Genomic DNA, 18,560 nt, shown 5'->3' with positions numbered 1-18,560 from the left:
GCTGTCCTTCGGCGACCGACTGGTCGGTATGCGACTTCGGGGAGGCCGATGTGGACGTGGGCGCCCATCTCGCGGATCTCCGCGCGCGGCAGCAGCGCAACTGGCCGGAGGGCATCCCGCGGGAGGTGACCCACCCCCTCGGCGAGCGCCCGATCACCGACCACCTGCGGCACTGGGCGGTGCACGCACCGCAGCGGACCGCGATCGTCTACTACGGCACCGAGATCAGCTACGCCGAACTCGACGAGCTGTCCGACCGGTTCGCCGGGTGGCTGGCCGAGGTCGGGGTGCGGCGCGGCGACCGGGTGGGGGTGCTGCTGCCGAACTGCCCCCAGTTCGTCATCGCGATGATGGGCATCCTCAAGCACGGCGCCGTGCACGTGCCGGTGAACCCGATGTTCCGGCGCCACGAACTCGCCCACGAGCTCACCGACGCGGGTGTCGAGGTGCTGGTCGCCGCCACCGAACTGCTCCCGCTGGTCGAAGAAGTCCGCGCCGGAACGCCGTTGCGCGAGGTGCTCCCCACCTCGCCGACCGACCTGCTGCCCGCCGAACCGCCGCTGCCGCTGCCCGCAGCGCTGCGCACACCGGCCCCCGGCGGCCAGTGGCACCGGGTGCGCGCCGCGCCGCGCGCCGAGCAGCGCGAGTCCGACCTGGACGCGCTCGCCGCGCTGAACTACACGGGCGGGACCACCGGAATGCCCAAGGGCTGCCAGCACACCCAACGGCACATGCTCTACACCGCGGTGACCGCCGGCGCCGCGCGACCGCCGCGCAGGCACCGCGGCCCCGACGTCTTCCTGGTCCACGTCCCGATCTTCTGGATCGCCGGCGAGGACACCGGGATCCTCGTGCCGATCGTGCACGGCGCCACGGTCGTGCTGCTCGCGCGGTGGGACGCCGAGGCGGTGCTGCGCGCGGTCGAGCGGTACCGGGTCACCGACATGATCGGCACCGTCGACAACTACGTCGAACTGATGGCGCACCCGGCGTTCGGCCACCACGACCTGTCCAGTGTGGACAACCCGCGCACGATGTCGTTCGTTCGCAAGCTCACCCCCGAACTGCGGCACCGCTGGGCCGAGGCGGTCGGCGCGCACAGCGTGCTGCGCGAAGCGTCCTACGGCATGACCGAGACGCACACCGCCGACACCATCACCTGCGGTTTCGCCGAGGACGACCGGGATCTGCGGTCCGAGCCGGTGTTCTGCGGACTCCCGGTGCCCGGCACCGAGTTCGTGGTCGTCGACCCCGGCACCGAGGAGCCGCTGCCGCTCGGACAGCGCGGCGAGATCCGCATCCGCACGCCCTCGCTGCTCACCGGCTACTGCGGGCCGGGGCGAGCCTGGCCGACCTCGGCCTCACCCAGGACGCGGTTCCGGCACCGCGCGGCGCCGCGCTGCAGGTGCGGATCAACGCCGAGACGATGACCCCCGGTGGAGAGGTGCTGCCGCGCTCGGGGGTGCTGGAGCGGTTCGACCTGCCCGCCGGGCGCGGCATCCGCGTCGACACCGCCGCTCGCGCCGGTCACCGCGTGCACCCCGGGTTCGACCCGCTGCTGGCCAAGATCGTCGTGCACGACAGCGATCCGGACGCCGCGCGGCGCGGCGCGCTGCGCGCCCTCGCCGAGACGCGCATCGACGGCGTGGCCACCAACCTGGCCGTCCAACGAGCCGTGCTGGGCAGCGCGGACTTCGCCGCCGGGAGCTGCACGACGTCCTACGTGGACGAGCACTGGGCGGAGCTCGCCGGTCCGGCCGCCGAATCCGCTGCGGAGCCGGACGGGAGCGTGACCGCGCCGATGAGCGGATCCGTCGTCTCCGTCGACGTCGCCGACGGCGACCCGGTCGCGCCGGGGCAGGCCGTGGTCACGTTGGAGGCGATGAAGATGCACCACCTCGTCCGCGCCGACCGCGGCGGACACGTCGTGCGGGTGCGGGTGCGGGAAGGCGACGTCGTCGACGCGGGAACTCCCGTGGTGCTCGTGCGGGAAAGCGACGACGCCGCCCTGGCCGCACCCGCCGACGACCGGCCCGATCCCGCCCACATCCGCCCGGACCTGGCGCGCGTGCTCGAACGCCGGGCGCTGCTGTCCGACGAGCGCCGCCCGGAGGCGGTGCGCAAGCGCCGGGAACGCGGCATGCGCACCGCGCGGGAGAACATCGCCGACCTGGTCGACCCGGACACCTTCACCGAATACGGCGGTTTCGCGGTCGCCGCCCAGCGCAGGCGCCGCGAAGCCGACGACCTCGTGCGCAACACCCCGGCCGACGGCATGGTCACCGGCGTCGGCAGCGTCAACGGCGCGCTGTTCGGACCCGAGCGCAGCACCTGCGCGGTCCTCGCCTACGACTACACGGTGCTCGCCGGGACGCAGGGGCACTTCAACCACCGCAAGACCGACCGGATCCTGGAAGTCGCCGGGCGGCACGAGTACCCCGTCGTGCTGTTCGCCGAAGGCGGCGGCGGCAGGCCGGGCGACGTCGACGTGCCCAAGAGCGGCGGGTTGACCACGCCCTCTTTCCTGGCGCTCGGCGAACTCAGCGGTCGGGTGCCCACCGTCGGCATCGCCGCCGGACGCTGCTTCGCGGGCAACGCGGCGCTGCTGGGGACCTGCGACGTCGTCATCGCCACCCGCGACTCCACCATCGGCATGGGCGGCCCGGCGATGATCGAGGGCGGCGGGCTGGGCGTGCACGCGCCCGAGGACGTCGGGCCGATCGACGTGCACACCCGCAACGGCGTGGTGGACATCGCCGTCGACGACGAAGCCGCCGCGGTCGCCGCGGCCCGGCGCTACCTGACCTACTTCCAGGGCGACCTGCCCGGGCACACCGCACCCGACCAGCGCGCACTGCGCCACGTGGTGCCGGAGAACCGCAAACGGGTCTACGACGTCCACGACGCCATCGACCTGCTCTGCGACACCGGTTCGGTGCTCGAACTCCGACCGTCCTTCGGCCGGTGCGCGGTCACCGCGCTGGTCCGCATCGCGGGTCGCCCGATGGGCCTGATCGCCAACAACCCGGCGGTGCTGGGAGGCGCCATCGACGCCGACGGCGCGGACAAGCTCGCGCGCATGCTGCAGCTGTGCGAGGTCTTCGGGCTGCCGGTGGTCTCGCTGTGCGACACGCCGGGCTTCATGGTCGGCCCGGAGGCGGAGAAGACCGCCACCGTGCGGCACTTCGGCCGCCTGTTCGTCCGCGGAGCGCACCTGACCGTCCCGATCGCCGCGGTCGTGCTGCGCAAGAGCTACGGGCTCGGCGCGATGGCGATGGCAGGCGGCAGCCTGCACCGACCTGCCCTGGCGGTGTCCTGGCCCAGCGGCGAGTTCGGCGGCATGGGCCTGGAAGGTGCCGTGCGGCTCGGGTTCCGCCGGGAACTCGACGCCATCGCCGACCCGGACCTGCGGCAGCGCCGCTTCGACGAGCTGGTCGCCGAGATGTATGAGAACGGCAGCGCCCTCAACACCGCGATGCACCTGGAGGTCGACGACGTGATCGACCCGGCGGAGACCCGCGACGTGCTGCTGCGCGCCCTCCCACCGGTGCCGCGTCGGGGATGGGTCAACCCGCGCGCCCGCGCCGTCCTGGACACCTGGTGACCACTGTGGACTAGACGATGGCGTCCTCGTCGAGGACTTCCAGGAACCGCTTCATGATCCCGGTGCCGGGTGCCGGCACCGGCTCGGCGACCGCGTGGTCCGGGGCCAGCCGCCGGGCGATCCTGGTGGCGGCGTCGCGCACCAGCGGCGCCAGCCGCTCCGGTGACCCGCCCGCCGTCGGTTCGTAGACGCAGATCCCGCCGATCCGTTCCCCTCCGCTGATCGCCACCGCGACACCGGAGACGCCCACCGCGTGCTCGTCCCGTTCGAAAGCCAGCCCGTGCCGGGTCCGCACCCGCTGCAGTTCCCGGTGCAGCACCGCCAGGTCCGTGATGGTGGCGTGCGTGCGCGGTCGCAAGCCCCGCCGGAACACCGAATCCACGTCCTCCGGCGACAACCGGGCGAGCATCGCCTTGCCCAGCGCGGTCGCGTGCGCGGGCGCGCGCCCGCCCACGTGCGAGGGCAGCGCCGCGCCCGCCCCGCCGATCCGGTCCAGGAACACCACGTTGGCGCCGTCCAGCACCCCGAGGCACACGACGCGCCCGGTGCCGCCGTGCAGCTTCTCCAGCACCGGCGCGGCCGCCGCGCGCAGCTCTGCGGTGTCGTCGAGGCGCCCGCCGAGGCGCAGCGACCGGCGCCCCAGCGCGTAGCCGTTCGAGGAGTGCGTCAACCAGCCCAGGCGCACCAACTGGTCGAGGATGCGGTGCGAGGTGGAGCGCGGCAGCCCGGTGCGCAGTGCGATCTCGTCGAGCCGCAGTCGCGCCGCGCGGTCCCCGAACGCGTCGAGGACCAGCGTCATCCGCTCCACCATCGACGGGGGAGAGGAGATGCCGCCGCGCTCGTCCCGGCGGTCCGCGGGCGCGGCGCCCCGTCCAGTCCTGGCCTCATCGCTCGTCATTCGTGCACCTCGGAACGCCGAAGGAGGGTGATGTCGGTCACCGCCCGGTGTCAACACTAGACACTTCCCGCGAGCACCGGCAAGCACGGATGTCCGCCGCTGCCAACGCGATTCAGACCAACAGGAGGGTGTCGTCGGCGTCCAGGCCGTGGGCCCAGCAGCCGTACAGCGACAGCGGCAGCTCCGCGCTGTTCGCGACGTGCGCCGCGGCGGTGTGCGCGTCCCGCCAGGCCCGTTGGATCGGCGCGTCCATCCGCACCGAATGCCCGCCCGCCACCTTGAACAGCAGGTCCAGCGCCTCCACCGAGCGTTCGGTGGCGCGCACCTGGTCCCGCCGGGCCCGCAGCCGCAGTTCCTTGGGCACCGGCACCCCGCGCTCGGCGTGGTCGACCAGTTCGCGCAGGTCGCGTTCGACCTGGAGCACCGCGGCGTCCAACTCGGCCTCGCCGCGCGCCACCGCGACGTGCGCGGCCCCGTCCTCGGAACGGCCGCCGCGGCTGAGCTCGTTGCGGCGCCGCATCCGGTCCAGGTGGTACGCGTACGCCCCCTCGGCGGCGCCGACGACCGGCATCGTCACGGCCACGCAGTGCAGCGGCCCGAGCGGCATGAGCCGCATCGACGTCCCGTCGGCCGACCGGTCGCGGCGCGTGGAGTCGTAGACGCGGTGGGCGGGCACGAACGCGCCGCGCACGGTGACGTCCCGGCTGCCCGCGCCGTGCAGCCCCACGACGTTCCACGCCTCGGCGACCCGGTAGTCGGAGCGCGGCACGAGCACCGACCGGTAGTCCACCGGTTCCTCGGCCTGGCCCAGCACCAGGCAGCCGAGCATGCACCACGTGCTGTGGTCCACCCCGGGCACCGACTTCCACTCCCCGCTCAGGCGGTAGCCGCCCTCGACCGGGACGAGTCGGCCGGACGGGGCGTACGAAGCGGACACCAGGGCGTCCGGTGTGCCGTCCCAGACCTCGTCCTGGGCCTGCGGCGGGAGCATCGCGAGGTGCCACCGGGCGGCGCCCAGCAGCGAGGCGACCCACCCCGTGGAGGGGCAAGCGGCGGCCAGTGCGCGGACCGCGGTGAAGAAGTCGACCGGGTGCGCCTCGGTGCCGCCGTACCGCTTCGGCAGCGCCATCCCGAACAGGCCGCGTTCGAGCAGTGCGGCCACCACCTCGTCGGACACCCGCCGGTCGGCCTCCGTCCGCTCCGCGCGCTCGCGGACCGCGGGAACGAGCTCGCGAACCGACTCGACGACGTCATGGCTCATGCCGCTACGGCCTCCTCGCCATCGGGGTGCCAGGAGATCCAGGATAGCCGGGTCGGTGGGGTGCGGATCGCGGTGCGGTCGCACGTTTCCGCCCGGTGCGGGCGTTTTGCCGCCGATGACCTGATCGTGTCATGGTGAACGCCAGTTCGAGCGTGGATCATGGGGGTATGGCCGAGGTGGTGGCGACTCGCGGTGCTCCTGTGGACGTGGACAGTCCACAGGAGACGGTGCTGTCGTCGCCTCGGTTGGTCGCGGAAATCCAGGAGACCGAGCGGGTGCTGCGCGCCGCGCTGGCGCGGCAACTCGCGTTGCTGGCCGAGGTCGAGCGCCGCGGTGTGCCGCGCGAAGCAGGGGCGCGCAGCACGGAGAGCTGGCTGCGGGCGCTGCTGAACATCGACCACCAGGAGGCGTCCTCGCGGGTGCGGGTGGCGCGCCGGGTGGAGGAGCGCGTCGACCCGTCGGGCGCGCCGCTGCCCGCCGACCTGCCCGCGACCGCGCACGCGTTGCGCGCGGGCGAGATCAGCCTGGCCCACGCGCGGGTCGTCGTGGACGGAATGCGCAAACTCCCGTCGTGGTGCGACGCGCGGAGCCGCGAGGAGATCGAGCGAGTGCTGGCCGGGCAGGCGCACGCGCTGTCGCCACGTGAACTGGCCCGACTCGCCGAACGGATCCGCTACCTGCACGACGAGGAGGGAGCGCTGGCCGACGAGGACTACCAGGTGGAGGCCCGGGAACTGCACCACTCGGTCGGAGCGGACGGGATGACCGTGATCCGGGCCCGCCTGGACCGGGAGTCCGGGGCCAAGTTCCGCGCCGTCTTCGAACCGCTGGCCGCGCCGCGACCGCAGGAGGACGGCGCACCGGACCCGCGCACCGCGGCGAAGCGCAACGCCGACGCGTTCGCGGGCGTCCTGGACCGCCTGCTCGACGCCGAGTGGCTGCCGCGCCCCGGCGGTCAGAGCCCGCAGCTGACCGTCACCGTGGGCTTCGACGACCTCCGCAAGGACGTCGGGGACGCGGCGCGGATGCCGGGCACCCTCGACGCCACCGGCCAACCGATCACGCCCGAGAACGTCCGCCGGATCGCCTGCGACGCCGACGTCCTACCCGTGGTGCTCGGATCCGACGGTGTGCCGCTGGCCGTGGGGCGCGCGGAACGGACCGCTCCCGTGCACCTGCGCGTCGCGTTGCTGCACCGCGACGGCGTGTGCGCGTTCCCCGGCTGTGACCGGCCACCGGGAACGCCGCAGGCGCACCACATCATCTCGTGGATCGACGGCGGATCCACCGACCTCGACAACATGGTGATGCTCTGCGGCCACCACCACCGCACCGTTCACCGCCAGGACTGGGCCATCACGGTCGTCGATGGCCTACCGGTTTTCATCCCACCATCCACAGTGGATCCGATACGGCGTCCGAGACCCGGTGGTCGTGCGGAGCACCACGACCACGGGACCATCCTCCGAGAGGCGATTCCCGCGCCCCGCCACTCGGAGGACGATCCGGCGCGCCCGCACTCGGACTCGTAACCTTCCGCGCCCGGGGAACCCAGCTCGACGGGAAGGTTCTCTACCGCCCCGGTGCGCCGTCGTGAGTCGGGGTTCTCGCCGTGGCGGCGAGGAGTTCGTAGGCGGCGTGCTCCACGTCGAGGACTTCCCGGGTGCGGTGGTCGCGGTGCCAGAGTTCGCCTTGGGCGTCCGTGTGGGCGTCGCGGAGAGCGAACACGGACCGCACGAGCCGGCGCCTGGTGGCGTCCACATCGGAGGACGCGGCTGTGCGGAGCGCCTGCTGTGCGCGTCGGCACTCGGTGAGCGCCGAGTCGAGGCGCGGTGCCGAGCGGCGGTTGATCAGCAGCAGGCTGGTGATGGTGCCGACCAGCGCGCCGAAGACGGTGGTGCCGACCCGCTCGCCCACCAGGCCGAAACCTGCCGGGTGGGCGAGGCTGGCGAGACCGAGCGCCACCGGGGTGGCGAAGATCAGCCCCAGCGAGTAGTTGGCCTGGACGACGAACTCGGCGGCGACCTGGCAGACCACGACCAGCGCGACGATGGTCACCGCGCTCGGGTGCAGTCCGAAGACGAGGAGGGCCAGCACCGCGCCGGCGAGGGTGCCGCACATGCGCTGCACCGCGCGGTGCCACGTGGCCGTGGCGTTGGTCGACTGGAGCACCGAACTCGCCGAGACGACCGCCCAGTACGGGTGGTCCAGGTGCAGTGCCGCGGTGATGACGCCGGCCAGCAGGGAGGCCACGGCCATGCGCGCCGCGGTGGGCAGCAGGTGCGCGGGGAAGGTGGGTCGACGGCGGTCGCCCGTCCCGAGCGGGGCGGGGGCGTGCTCGGGGACCGGTACCGGGCCGCGCCGGACCTGCCCGGCCAGCCTCCGGAGTTCGGCCGCTTCGTCGGACGGGTGGTGCAGCAGCGCCTCCGCGTGGGCGAGGTGACCGCGGAGGCGCACCGGCGTTCGTCGGTGCGTGCGCGCCCGGAGTGCCGCGTGCGCTCGGTGAACGGCTGAGTGCGCCCGGTGCCGTGTCGGGGGCGTGCGGCTGTCGAGGTGGTCCGCGACCGCGGCGAGTGCCCGCGCGACGGCGACGCGCTGCGGGCCGGTGGGGTGCAGCAGTGCTCCTGACATGGCCAGGGCCAGTGAGAACAGCGCCGATGCGGCGGTGACCGCCACGTGCGGTCCCACTGCGGACCAGTCCTGGGGGGCGTACGCGGCGGCGCCCGCGGCGAAGACGAACATGAGACCGGCGGGGGCGCCGAACGCGAGCGCGTCGGAGAGCAGTTTGGCCAGCGCGGCGACCAGCGCGACCACCACGACCTTGCCCAGGCCGTGGTGGTCGGCGGCGGCCGTGGCCGCCCCGGCTGCCACGCTGGCGACCAGACCGGCGGCGATCACGGGAAGCAGCCGGGCGCGGCGCGCGTAGGTGTCGACGCGGCAGTACAGGGAGGTGAACGCCCCGAGCGCGGCGAAGGAGACCAGGTCGAGCCGACCGAAGGCGGTGAGCAGTCCCATCGGCAATCCGAAGGAGGCCCCGGCCCGCAGCGCGGGTACGGCGACACCGCCGACGTTCGCGGTGATGCGCAGGGCGTCGCGGGTGCGCAGGGTGCGCCTGAGTCGACGCAGGGCGTCCCTCCGGAGGCTCGGCAACTTGTTCACTAGTAAAATATTACCAGATGATTTACCTGTGAAGGAGTTCCGTTGGACGACGTGGTCGGACGGATCCACGAGCAGTGGCGCGCGCAACGCCCTGACCAGGATGTTTCCACCGTCGGCGTGATCGGCAGGGTGGTGCGCCTCACCGCGCTGATGAACCAGGTCAACGAGACGGCGCTGGCCGACGAGGGGCTGTCGCGAGCCGAGTTCGAGGTGCTCTGCGCGCTGCGCCGGGTCGACGGTGGCCTGCGTCCCAGCGAACTCACCCGGGAGACGCTGTCCTCGGGCGCGGCGACCACGAAGCGGCTGACGAAGCTGGAACGCGACGGTCTCATCACCCGCGCCACCTCCACCCGGGACCGGCGCGAGATCCACGTCCGGCTCACCGACGAGGGGCGTGCGCTGACCGACCGGCTGTTCCCGGAGCAGCTGCGCCGCGAGCGGGACGTCCTCGCGCCGCTGGAGCCGGACGAACGGGAGCAACTCGGCGACCTGCTCGCCAAGGTCCTCTCGTCGCTGGACGGAATCGCTCGGTGACCCTGCGCGCAGCCCCGGCGTCCACGTGCGAGTCGCGTTGGGACCCGGTGCTGCGCCGGGTTAAAGTGCACCGTTCTCCACTGGTTCAGGGCGGCCCGGGGGAGTCGGCCGCACGAGCGAGAGGACCCAGTTGGCCACGGTGCAGTTCGGATCCGGCCCGGTGCACACCGGCGATGTCGCGGAGCGCCTCCACGGCTTCGTCGTCGGTCACGCGAACCGGATCATCGCGTTATCCGTCCCGGCGGTCGTGCTGTCGATGGCGGTGATGGTCTTGCTCGGCAGGGCCGGGATCGACGACCACTCCGGTATCGACTACCAGGTCTACCGCTGGGCGGTGCACACCTGGCTGGCCGGCGGCGACCTCGTGCACACCGCTCCGACGGTCAGCATCGGGCGACCGCTGCCGTGGGTCTACCCGCCCTTCGCGCTGCTGCCGCTGCTGCCGTTCGCGCTGCTGCCGTTCGTGGCAGGGCTGCTCGCGATGTACCTCGTCGACTTCCTGGCGATCGGCGGTGCGCTGTACCTCGTCACCCGGCACCTCTGGCCGTCGGTGGGGCGCCGGGGCGCAACGGCCGTGGCGGCGGGACTGCTGCCGTGCGCGCTGTTCCTGGAACCGGTGTACGCCTCCGTTGGTCTTGGCCAGGTCAACATCGCCCTGATGGGCCTGGTCGCGGTCGACTGCCTGGCCCCCGCGCCGCGCTGGCCGCGCGGGCTGCTGGTGGGAATCGCCGCCGCCATCAAGCTCACGCCGGCGGCGTTCCTGCTGTTCTTCCTGTTCCGCAAGGACTTCCGGGCGGCGGGGACGGCGGTGGTGACGGCCGCGGCGGGCACCGTGCTGGGGTTCCTGCTCGACTTCTCCGCCGCCCGCGACTACTGGTTCGCGCAGGGGCCGGCGCACGGCGTGAGCGGATCCGCCTTCCACACCAACCAATCCATCTTGGGTGGGCTGGCCCGCCTCGGGCTGCAACCGACGTCGCAGACCGCGCTCTGGTTGCTGCTGAGCGTGGCGTGCGTGGCCGCCGTCGGGTACGCGATCCCCCGCGTGGAGCCGGTTCTCGCCGTTGCGGCCAATGGATTGCTGGCGCTGCTGGTCTCGCCCACGTCGTGGTCGGATCACTGGGTGTGGTGCGTGCCAGCACTGCTGGTGATGGCGGGTCATGCGATGCGACTCCGCAGCACCGGCTGGTGGATCGCGACCGGCACGACGCTGCTGACGGTTCTGGTCGCCTCGTTCCGCCTGCTGCCCAGCGACCCGCCGTGGAGTCCGGCGCAGCACGTGTTCGGCAATCCCTATCTGCTGCTCGGCTTGCTGTGGTTGGCCCTGTTGGTTCGCTTCGCCCGTTCCCGGTCCTCGGGTCGGGAACGGGCGCCTGTCGCACCGATCGGGCGCTGACACCGCATCGCAGTAATGCCGTCACCCGTGTGGGCCAGCTCACGCGCACCAGTATCCGTCCTCAGTGGACGGAGCAGGTGGCGGAATCCCCTGGGTAGCGGGGAGAAACGCATCGGCTCCCATTTGTTGGGAGCCGTTGATGTGATGTTAATCCACGTTACTGAATGGTAGCCTTTTGGGCTCTCGGTATGTAGAGTGCCCCAAACTGACCAAGAGTGCAACGGCGCATCCTTTTGTCAGTGCCCCCAAAGGTTCTTGCGGTCCGCCGCGGGTGAGTCATGCCCTGCTGCGGGTCGCGGCCTGACGACGGGAGGTCCGATGCTCCATTCCCACCACGTGAGAACTCCGGCGCAGCGTGGCGCCACTTCCCAGGGTCTGCACGACCCGGCCTTCGAACACGACGCGTGCGGCGTCGCGTTCGTCGCCGACCTGCGCGGACGCCGCAGTCGCGACCTCGTCGAGAAGGCGTTGGCCGCACTGCGCAACCTGGAACACCGCGGTGCCAAGGGCGCCGACCCGGAGACCGGCGACGGTGTCGGTCTGCTGACCCAGATCCCGGATGCGTTCTTCCGCGCCGTCGTGCCGTTCGAGCTGCCCGAAGCGGGCGCCTACGCGGTCGGCACGGCGTTCCTGCCCGCCGACGAGCGGGCCGCCGCCGACGCCGTCGCGGTCGTCGAGCGGATCGTCGCCGAGGAGGGGCTGCGGCTGCTCGGCTGGCGCGACGTCCCGGTCGACGCCGACGCCGCCGGACGCTCCGCGCGCGAGACCATGCCCCGGTTCCGGCAGCTGTTCCTCGGGCACGGCGCCGACGGCGCGCACGACGAGACGGCGTTGCAGTTCGAGCGGCGGGCGTTCTGCGTCCGCAAGCGCGCCGAGCACGAAGCGGAGGTGTACTTCCCCAGCCTGTCGGCGCGCACCATCGTGTACAAGGGCATGCTCACCGAGGAGCAGCTGCCCGCCTTCTACGCCGACCTGCGCGACGAGCGGTTCGCCAGCGCGATCGGGTTGGTGCACTCGCGGTTCTCCACGAACACGTTCCCCTCGTGGCCGCTGGCGCACCCGTACCGGTTCATCGCGCACAACGGCGAGATCAACACGCTCAAGGGCAACCGCAACTGGATGCGGACCCGGGAGAGCATGCTCGACACCGACCTCATCCCCGGTGACCTGCGACGGCTCTACCCGATCGCGACGCCCGACGCCAGCGACTCGGCGACCTTCGACGAGGTGCTGGAACTGCTCCACCTGGGCGGTCGGTCGCTGCCCCACGCGGTGCTGATGATGATCCCGGAGGCGTGGGAGAACCACGCCGAGATGGACCCGGACCGGCGCGCTTTCTACGAGTTCCACAACTACCTGATGGAACCGTGGGACGGTCCCGCGCTGGTCGCGTTCACCGACGGCACCCAGATCGGCGCGGTGCTCGACCGCAACGGGCTGCGCCCCGGCCGCTACTGGGTCACCGAGGACGGCCTGGTGGTGCTGGCCAGCGAGGTCGGCGTGCTGGACGTCGAACCGGACAGGGTGGTGCGCAAGGGCCGCTTGCAGCCCGGCCGGATGTTCCTCGTCGACACCGAGAAGGGCCGCATCGTCGACGACGACGAGATCAAGGGCGAGCTCGCCGCCGAACACCCCTACCAGGAGTGGCTGCGGGACGGCGTCGTCCACCTGGCCGACCTGCCCGACCGCGAGCGCGAACTGCCCTCGCACGACTCGCTGGTGCACCGGCAGCAGGTCTTCGGCTACACGCAGGAGGAGCTGGGCGTCCTGCTCAAGCCGATGGCGGCCAGCGGTGCCGAACCCGTCGGGTCGATGGGCAACGACGTGCCGTTCGCCGCGTTCAGCGACCGCCCGCGCCAGCTGTTCGACTACTTCACCCAGTTGTTCGCGCAGGTCACGAACCCGCCGCTGGACGCGATCCGGGAGGAACTGGTCACCTCGCTGGCCACCCACGTCGGTCCCGAGCACAACCTGCTCGCGCACGACCCGGACGCCTGCCGCCAGCTCGTGCTGCCGTTCCCGGTGTTGGACAACGACCAGCTCGCCAAGATCGTGCACATCAACGACGACGGCGACCGGGAGGGGCTCAAGCCCGCCGTGGTGCGCATGACGTACCCGGTGTCCGGGGGCGGTGACGCGCTGCGCAACCGGCTCGACGAGATCTGCGAGGAGGTCTCGGCCGCGGTCGACGACGGTGCGCACGTGCTGGTGCTCTCCGACCGCACCGCGGACGCCGAGCACGCGCCGATCCCGTCGCTGCTGGCGACGGGCGCGGTGCACCACCACCTGGTGCGCGAGAAGAAGCGCACCCACGTGGGGCTGGTCGTCGAGGCCGGCGACGTCCGGGAAGTCCACCATGTCGCCCTGCTCATCGGTTACGGGGCCGCCGCCGTTAACCCCTACGTGGCGATGGCCACCGTCGAGGACATGGTGCGCGGCGGCGTGATCCGGGACGTGGACGCCCCGACCGCGACCGCCAACCTGATCAAGGCGCTGGGCAAGGGCGTGCGCAAGACCATGTCCAAGATGGGGGTGTCCACTGTGGCCTCCTACACCGGCGCGCAGATCTTCGAGGCCATCGGGCTCGGCGAGGAGGTCGTGCAGCGGTGCTTCACCGGCACCACCTCGCGGCTCGGCGGCGTCGGGTTCGACGTGCTGGCCGACGAGGTCGCGTCCCGGCACCGCCGCGCCTACCCGGCCGACGGGGTGCGCGCGCCGCACCGGACGTTGCAGGTCGGCGGGGAGTACCAGTGGCGGCGCGAGGGCGAGCCGCACCTGTTCAACCCCAAGACGGTGTTCAAGCTCCAGCACTCCACCCGCAGCGGGCGCTACGACGTCTTCAAGGAGTACACGCGGGCCGTCGACGACCAGTCGAAGGACCTGATGACGCTGCGCGGGCTGTTCAAGTTCCGCGAGGGCGTGCGCAAGCCGGTGCCGATCGAGGAGGTCGAGCCGGTTTCGGAGATCGTCAAGCGGTTCGCCACCGGCGCCATCTCCTACGGGTCGATCTCGCAGGAGATGCACGAGGTGCTGGCCATCGCGATGAACCGCCTCGGCGGCAAGTCGAACACCGGCGAGGGCGGTGAGGACGCCGAGCGGTTCACCCCGGACGGCACCGGTGACTCGCGGCGTTCGGCGATCAAGCAGGTCGCCTCCGGCCGGTTCGGGGTGACCAGCGAGTACCTGGTCAACGCCGACGACATCCAGATCAAGATGGCGCAGGGCGCCAAGCCCGGTGAGGGCGGTCAGCTGCCCGGTCACAAGGTGTACCCGTGGATCGCCAAGACCCGGCACTCCACGCCCGGCGTCGGGTTGATCTCGCCGCCGCCGCACCACGACATCTACTCGATCGAGGACCTGGCGCAGCTGATCCACGACCTCAAGAACGCCAACCCCCGGGCGCGGATCCACGTCAAGCTGGTGTCCGAGGTCGGCGTCGGCACGGTCGCGGCCGGCGTGTCGAAGGCGCACGCCGACGTGGTGCTCATCTCCGGCCACGACGGTGGCACCGGCGCCTCGCCGCTGTCGTCGATCAAGCACGCCGGTGGCCCCTGGGAGCTGGGGCTGGCCGAGACGCAGCAGACGCTGCTGGCCAACGAGCTGCGCGACCGGATCGTGGTGCAGACCGACGGGCAGCTCAAGACCGGTCGCGACGTGGTGGTCGCGGCGCTGCTGGGTGCCGAGGAGTACGGCTTCGCGACCGCGCCGCTGGTGGTGTCCGGCTGCATCATGATGCGGGTCTGCCACCTGGACACCTGCCCGGTCGGGGTCGCCACCCAGAACCCCAAGCTGCGCGAGAAGTTCAGCGGCAAGGCCGAGTACGTGGTGAACTTCTTCGAGTTCATCGCGCAGGAGGTCCGGGAATACCTGGCGCAGCTGGGTTTCCGGTCGTTGGACGAGGCCGTCGGGCACGCCGAGCTGCTCGACACCTCCGAGGCGGTGCGGCACTGGAAGACCGCGGGCCTGGACCTGACGCCGATCACCCACGTTCCGGAACTGCCCGCGGGTGCGCCCCGGCACCGGACCACCGAGCAGGACCACGGCCTGGACAAGGCGTTGGACAACACGCTGATCCAGCTGTGCGAGGGCGCGCTCAAGGACGGCACACCGGTGCGGCTGGACATGCCGGTGCGCAACGTGAACCGGACCGTCGGCACCATGCTCGGGTCCGAGCTGACCCGGCGTTGGGGCGGCGAGGGCTTGCCGGACGACACCATCGACGTGACGTTCACCGGCTCGGCGGGCCAGTCGTTCGGCGCGTTCCTGCCGCGCGGCATCACGTTGCGGCTGCTGGGTGACGCCAACGACTACGTGGGCAAGGGCCTGTCCGGTGGGCGCATCGTGGTCCGCCCGGATTCCGCGGCCCCGTTCGCGGCCGAGCAGAACGTGATCGCGGGCAACGTGCTCCTCTACGGCGCGACCGGCGGCGAGCTGTTCGTGCGCGGTGTCGTCGGCGAGCGGTTCTGCGTGCGCAACTCCGGTGCGGTCGCGGTCGTGGAGGGCATCGGTGACCACGGCTGCGAGTACATGACCGGGGGTCGTGCGGTCGTGCTGGGCACCACCGGGCGCAACTTCGCCGCGGGCATGTCCGGCGGCGTCGCCTACGTGCTCGACCTGGACGCCCGGCGGGTCAACACCGAGATGGTGGACCTGGACCCGCTCGACGAGGCCGACCGGGAGTTCCTGCACGACCGGATCCGGCGGCACTACGAGCAGACCGAGTCCCAGGTGGCGCGGAACCTGCTGGCCGACTGGGAGGTTTCGGTCGAGCGCTTCGGCAAGGTCATGCCGAAGGACTTCAAGCGGGTGCTCGCGGCGCGCAGCGCTGCCGAACGCGACGGCCGCGACGTCAACGAGGCGATCATGGAGGCCGCTCATGGCTGATCCCAAGGGGTTCCTGACCACGCCGCGCGAGACGCCGCAGCGTCGACCGGTGGACGTGCGCATCAAGGACTGGCGCGAGGTCTACCAGGAGTTCGAGCAGCGCAAGCTGACCGAGCAGGCCGGTCGCTGCATGGACTGCGGGATCCCGTTCTGCCACCAGGGGTGTCCGCTGGGCAACCTGATCCCGGAGTGGAACGACCTGGTGTGGCGGCAGGACTGGCGGGAGGCCGCGGAACGGCTGCACGCCACCAACAACTTCCCGGAGTTCACCGGGACGTTGTGCCCCGCCCCGTGCGAGGCGGCGTGCGTCGTCGGCATCAACGCCGACCCGGTCACCATCAAGCAGGTCGAGATCGAGATCGTCGACCGCGCCTGGGACGAGGGCTGGGTCGGACCGGAGTTGCCGCGCGCCCGCACCGGCAAGAAGGTCGCGGTGATCGGCTCCGGTCCGGCCGGGCTGGCCGCCGCCCAGCAGCTGACCCGCGTCGGGCACGCCGTGGTGGTCTACGAGCGGGCGGACCGGATCGGCGGCCTGCTGCGCTACGGCATTCCCGAGTTCAAGATGGAGAAGCGGCGGTTGGAACGCCGGCTCGGCCAGATGCGCGCCGAGGGCACCGAGTTCCGCACCGGCGTGAACGTCGGCGTGGACGTCACGGTGGAGCAGCTGCGCGCCGAGTACGACGCGGTGGTGCTCGCCGGCGGTTCGACCAAGGCGCGCGACCTGCCGATCCCGGGCCGCGAGCTGGACGGTGTGCACCAGGCCATGGAGTACCTGCCGCTGGCGAACAAGGTGCAGGAGGGCGACCTGGCCGACCCGCCGATCCACGCGGGCGGCAAGGACGTGGTGATCATCGGCGGCGGCGACACCGGCGCGGACTGCCTGGGCACCGCCCACCGGCAGGGTGCGAAGTCGGTGACGCAGCTGGAGATCATGCCGATGCCGCCGGCATCGCGCTCCGAGCAGCACCCGTGGCCGACGTACCCGATGGTCTACCGGGTGTCCTCGGCGCACGAGGAGGGCGGCGAGCGGCTGTTCTCGGTCAACACCGAGGAGTTCCTGGGCGACGAGAACGGTCGGCTGCGTGCCCTGCGGCTGGTCGAGGTGCGTCGCGAGGACGGCCGCTTCGTGCCCGTGGCGGGCACCGAGCGGGAAATCCCGGCGCAGCTGGTGCTGCTGGCCATGGGCTTCGTGGGCCCGGAGCGCGAGGGACTGCTGGACGAACTGGGCGTGGAGCTCGACGAGCGCGGCAACGTCGCCCGCGACGCCGACTTCATGACCAGTGTGGACGGTGTGTTCACCGCCGGGGACATGGGACGTGGCCAGTCGCTGATCGTGTGGGCGATCAGCGAGGGCCGTTCCGCGGCGGCCGGCGTGGACCGGTACCTGACCGGTCGCGACGTGCTGCCCGCACCGATCGCCCCCACGGACCGGCCGATCGCCTGATTCCGCTCCGAGTGCGGCGGTGTCCCGACCGGGACACCGCCGCACTCCGTCCGCAGTGGACTCAGGCGAGGGCGTGCCGGAGTTCGGCGGTGATCGCGCGCGCCGTGGTCAGCCCGCTCTCGATGGCGCCGTCGATGAATCCGGCCCACCCGTCGGCGACGTCGGAACCGGCGAAGTGCACCGGTCCGTGCGGTTCGCGCAGCGCGCGCAGCGAGCCGGTGAGCTGACCGGGTCGCTGCATCGGCCAGGTCTCCCGGGAGAACTCGTCGCGCATCCAGTCGTGCCCGGCGACCTCGACGACGTCCAGGTCGTCCCGCCAGGCGCGCAGCGCGCGGACCACTCCCTCGTGGTCGTTGGGGGAGAGCCGGTCCGCGCGGGTGCCGAAGGCGACCAGGATCGTGTCACCGTCCACTGTGTACTCCGGGCGCGCGAAAGTGAGGGGGTGGTCGTCCGGCGCGTAGGCGGTGAACGGTTCGACCTCGCCGCGCACCCGGATCCACGTCTTCAGCCCCTGCGAGGCGGTGCGCTCGGCGTTCGCCGCCAGCTTCGGTTCCGGCAGGTCCGGTAGGAACTCGATGGTGTCCAGCACGTTCAGCGGCAGCGTGCACACCACGCGCCGCGCGGTGAAGCGCTGGCCGTCGGCGGTCGTGACGACCGCGCCGCTGCCCGCCTGGCGGATGGCGGTCACCGGGGTGCCGAGGTGGATCTCGGCATTGCCGTCGTGCGCGATGGCGCGCGCCAGGGCCGCGGTTCCGGCGGTGAGCCGGTACCCGGACGTCGCCTCGTGCAGCAGCCGCCAGTCGCCGGACGCGGCCGCGCACCACCGCATCGCCTGCGTCAGCCCGGACTCGGCCGCCGGACCGTTGAAGTGCTCCGCCCACACGCCGGTGGTCACCTCGCGTTCCACGGGCGGCAGGTCCAGCGCGGCGAAGTAGTCGGCGACCGACCGTCCGTCCACTTCGTCCAGTCCCGCGCGGTGGAAAGGCCGGTAGGGCAACGGGAACCAGGTGCGGCTGTCGGCCGCGAGCCGGTCCATGCCCGCCGCGATCAGCTCGTCGAAGGCGGCGGCATCGCTCTTGTGCACGGTGCCGTCCGCGATCCAGTGGACCGTCCGCGCGGACGGGCTGGGTTCGACGTCCAGGCCGTACCGGGTGATTTCGCTCCAGGTGTGCGGTTGCAGCCAGTGCACCCACGTGCCGCCCATCTCCAGGCGTCGGCCCAGCCGCTCGTCGGTCCAGGTCCGTCCGCCGATGCGGTCGCGGGCCTCCAGCACGGCCACCGATCGGCCGCGCAGCGACAGTTCGCGCGCCGCGGTGAGACCGGCGAACCCGGCGCCGACCACGACGACGTCGTGCGAGAAATCCATGTTCGTCCCTCGTTTCC

11 protein-coding genes are annotated in these 18,560 nt (G+C 72.1%); 7 read left to right on the top strand and 4 right to left on the bottom strand.

Annotated elements, in window-relative coordinates:
• Positions 1-56 precede the first annotated feature (56 nt).
• Positions 57-1,430: an AMP-binding protein gene (locus tag NV263_RS20180; protein WP_263248018.1), complete on the top strand. Its 1,374-nt coding sequence runs from the start codon at positions 57-59 to the stop codon at positions 1,428-1,430.
• Positions 1,427-3,604: a carboxyl transferase domain-containing protein gene (locus tag NV263_RS20175; protein WP_263248017.1), complete on the top strand. Its 2,178-nt coding sequence runs from the start codon at positions 1,427-1,429 to the stop codon at positions 3,602-3,604. Before NV263_RS20180 ends, NV263_RS20175 begins: the two co-directional genes overlap by 4 nt.
• A 10-nt stretch (positions 3,605-3,614) precedes the next feature.
• Here the strand turns inward: NV263_RS20175 and NV263_RS20170 are convergent, their stop codons facing one another.
• Positions 3,615-4,502 (bottom strand): IclR family transcriptional regulator, encoded by an 888-nt coding sequence (locus NV263_RS20170; RefSeq protein ID WP_263248016.1) that lies wholly within the window; start codon positions 4,500-4,502, stop codon positions 3,615-3,617.
• 112 nt (positions 4,503-4,614) lie between these two features.
• A complete protein-coding gene (locus NV263_RS20165; RefSeq protein WP_263248015.1) occupies positions 4,615-5,763 on the bottom strand; it encodes an acyl-CoA dehydrogenase family protein in 1,149 nt (382 codons plus the stop codon).
• Positions 5,764-5,930: 167 nt separating this feature from the next.
• Here NV263_RS20165 and NV263_RS20160 point away from each other — a divergent pair, with 167 nt between their 5' ends.
• A complete protein-coding gene (locus tag NV263_RS20160; protein WP_263248014.1) occupies positions 5,931-7,295 on the top strand; it encodes an HNH endonuclease signature motif containing protein in 1,365 nt (454 codons plus the stop codon).
• Positions 7,296-7,335: 40 nt separating this feature from the next.
• Here the strand turns inward: NV263_RS20160 and NV263_RS20155 are convergent, their stop codons facing one another.
• A complete protein-coding gene (locus NV263_RS20155; protein ID WP_263248012.1) occupies positions 7,336-8,922 on the bottom strand; it encodes an FUSC family protein in 1,587 nt (528 codons plus the stop codon).
• A 51-nt stretch (positions 8,923-8,973) separates the two neighbouring features.
• Between NV263_RS20155 and NV263_RS20150 the strand changes: the two genes are divergently transcribed.
• The 4 genes from NV263_RS20150 (at position 8,974) to NV263_RS20135 (ending at position 17,177) form a co-directional block, all read left to right on the top strand.
• Positions 8,974-9,456 carry a MarR family winged helix-turn-helix transcriptional regulator gene (locus NV263_RS20150; RefSeq protein ID WP_263254280.1) on the top strand — a complete coding sequence of 161 codons (483 nt, stop codon included), beginning with the start codon at positions 8,974-8,976 and terminating at the stop codon, positions 9,454-9,456.
• 139 nt (positions 9,457-9,595) lie between these two features.
• The gene (locus NV263_RS20145) at positions 9,596-10,849 is read left to right on the top strand and encodes a glycosyltransferase family 87 protein (RefSeq protein ID WP_263254279.1); all 1,254 of its coding nucleotides are present in this window, start codon (positions 9,596-9,598) and stop codon (positions 10,847-10,849) included.
• A gap of 318 nt (positions 10,850-11,167) precedes the next feature.
• On the top strand, positions 11,168-15,733 hold the full coding sequence (gene gltB / locus NV263_RS20140) for a glutamate synthase large subunit (protein WP_263248010.1): 4,566 nt from the start codon (positions 11,168-11,170) through the stop codon (positions 15,731-15,733).
• Entirely contained in the window at positions 15,726-17,177 is a 1,452-nt protein-coding gene (locus NV263_RS20135) for a glutamate synthase subunit beta (RefSeq protein ID WP_263248009.1), read from the top strand. The genes gltB and NV263_RS20135 overlap by 8 nt, the downstream gene beginning before the upstream one ends.
• 61 nt (positions 17,178-17,238) lie before the next feature.
• Here the strand turns inward: NV263_RS20135 and NV263_RS20130 are convergent, their stop codons facing one another.
• Positions 17,239-18,543: a flavin monoamine oxidase family protein gene (locus NV263_RS20130; RefSeq protein ID WP_263248008.1), complete on the bottom strand. Its 1,305-nt coding sequence runs from the start codon at positions 18,541-18,543 to the stop codon at positions 17,239-17,241.
• Between the last annotated feature and the right edge of the window lie 17 nt (positions 18,544-18,560).

The sequence above is a fragment of the Saccharopolyspora rosea genome (genome assembly GCF_025643595.1).
GTDB classification, from domain to species: domain Bacteria; phylum Actinomycetota; class Actinomycetes; order Mycobacteriales; family Pseudonocardiaceae; genus Saccharopolyspora; species Saccharopolyspora rosea.
The sequence above is the reverse complement of the archived record's forward strand: the minus strand, read 5'-3'. Positions and strand labels throughout refer to the sequence as shown.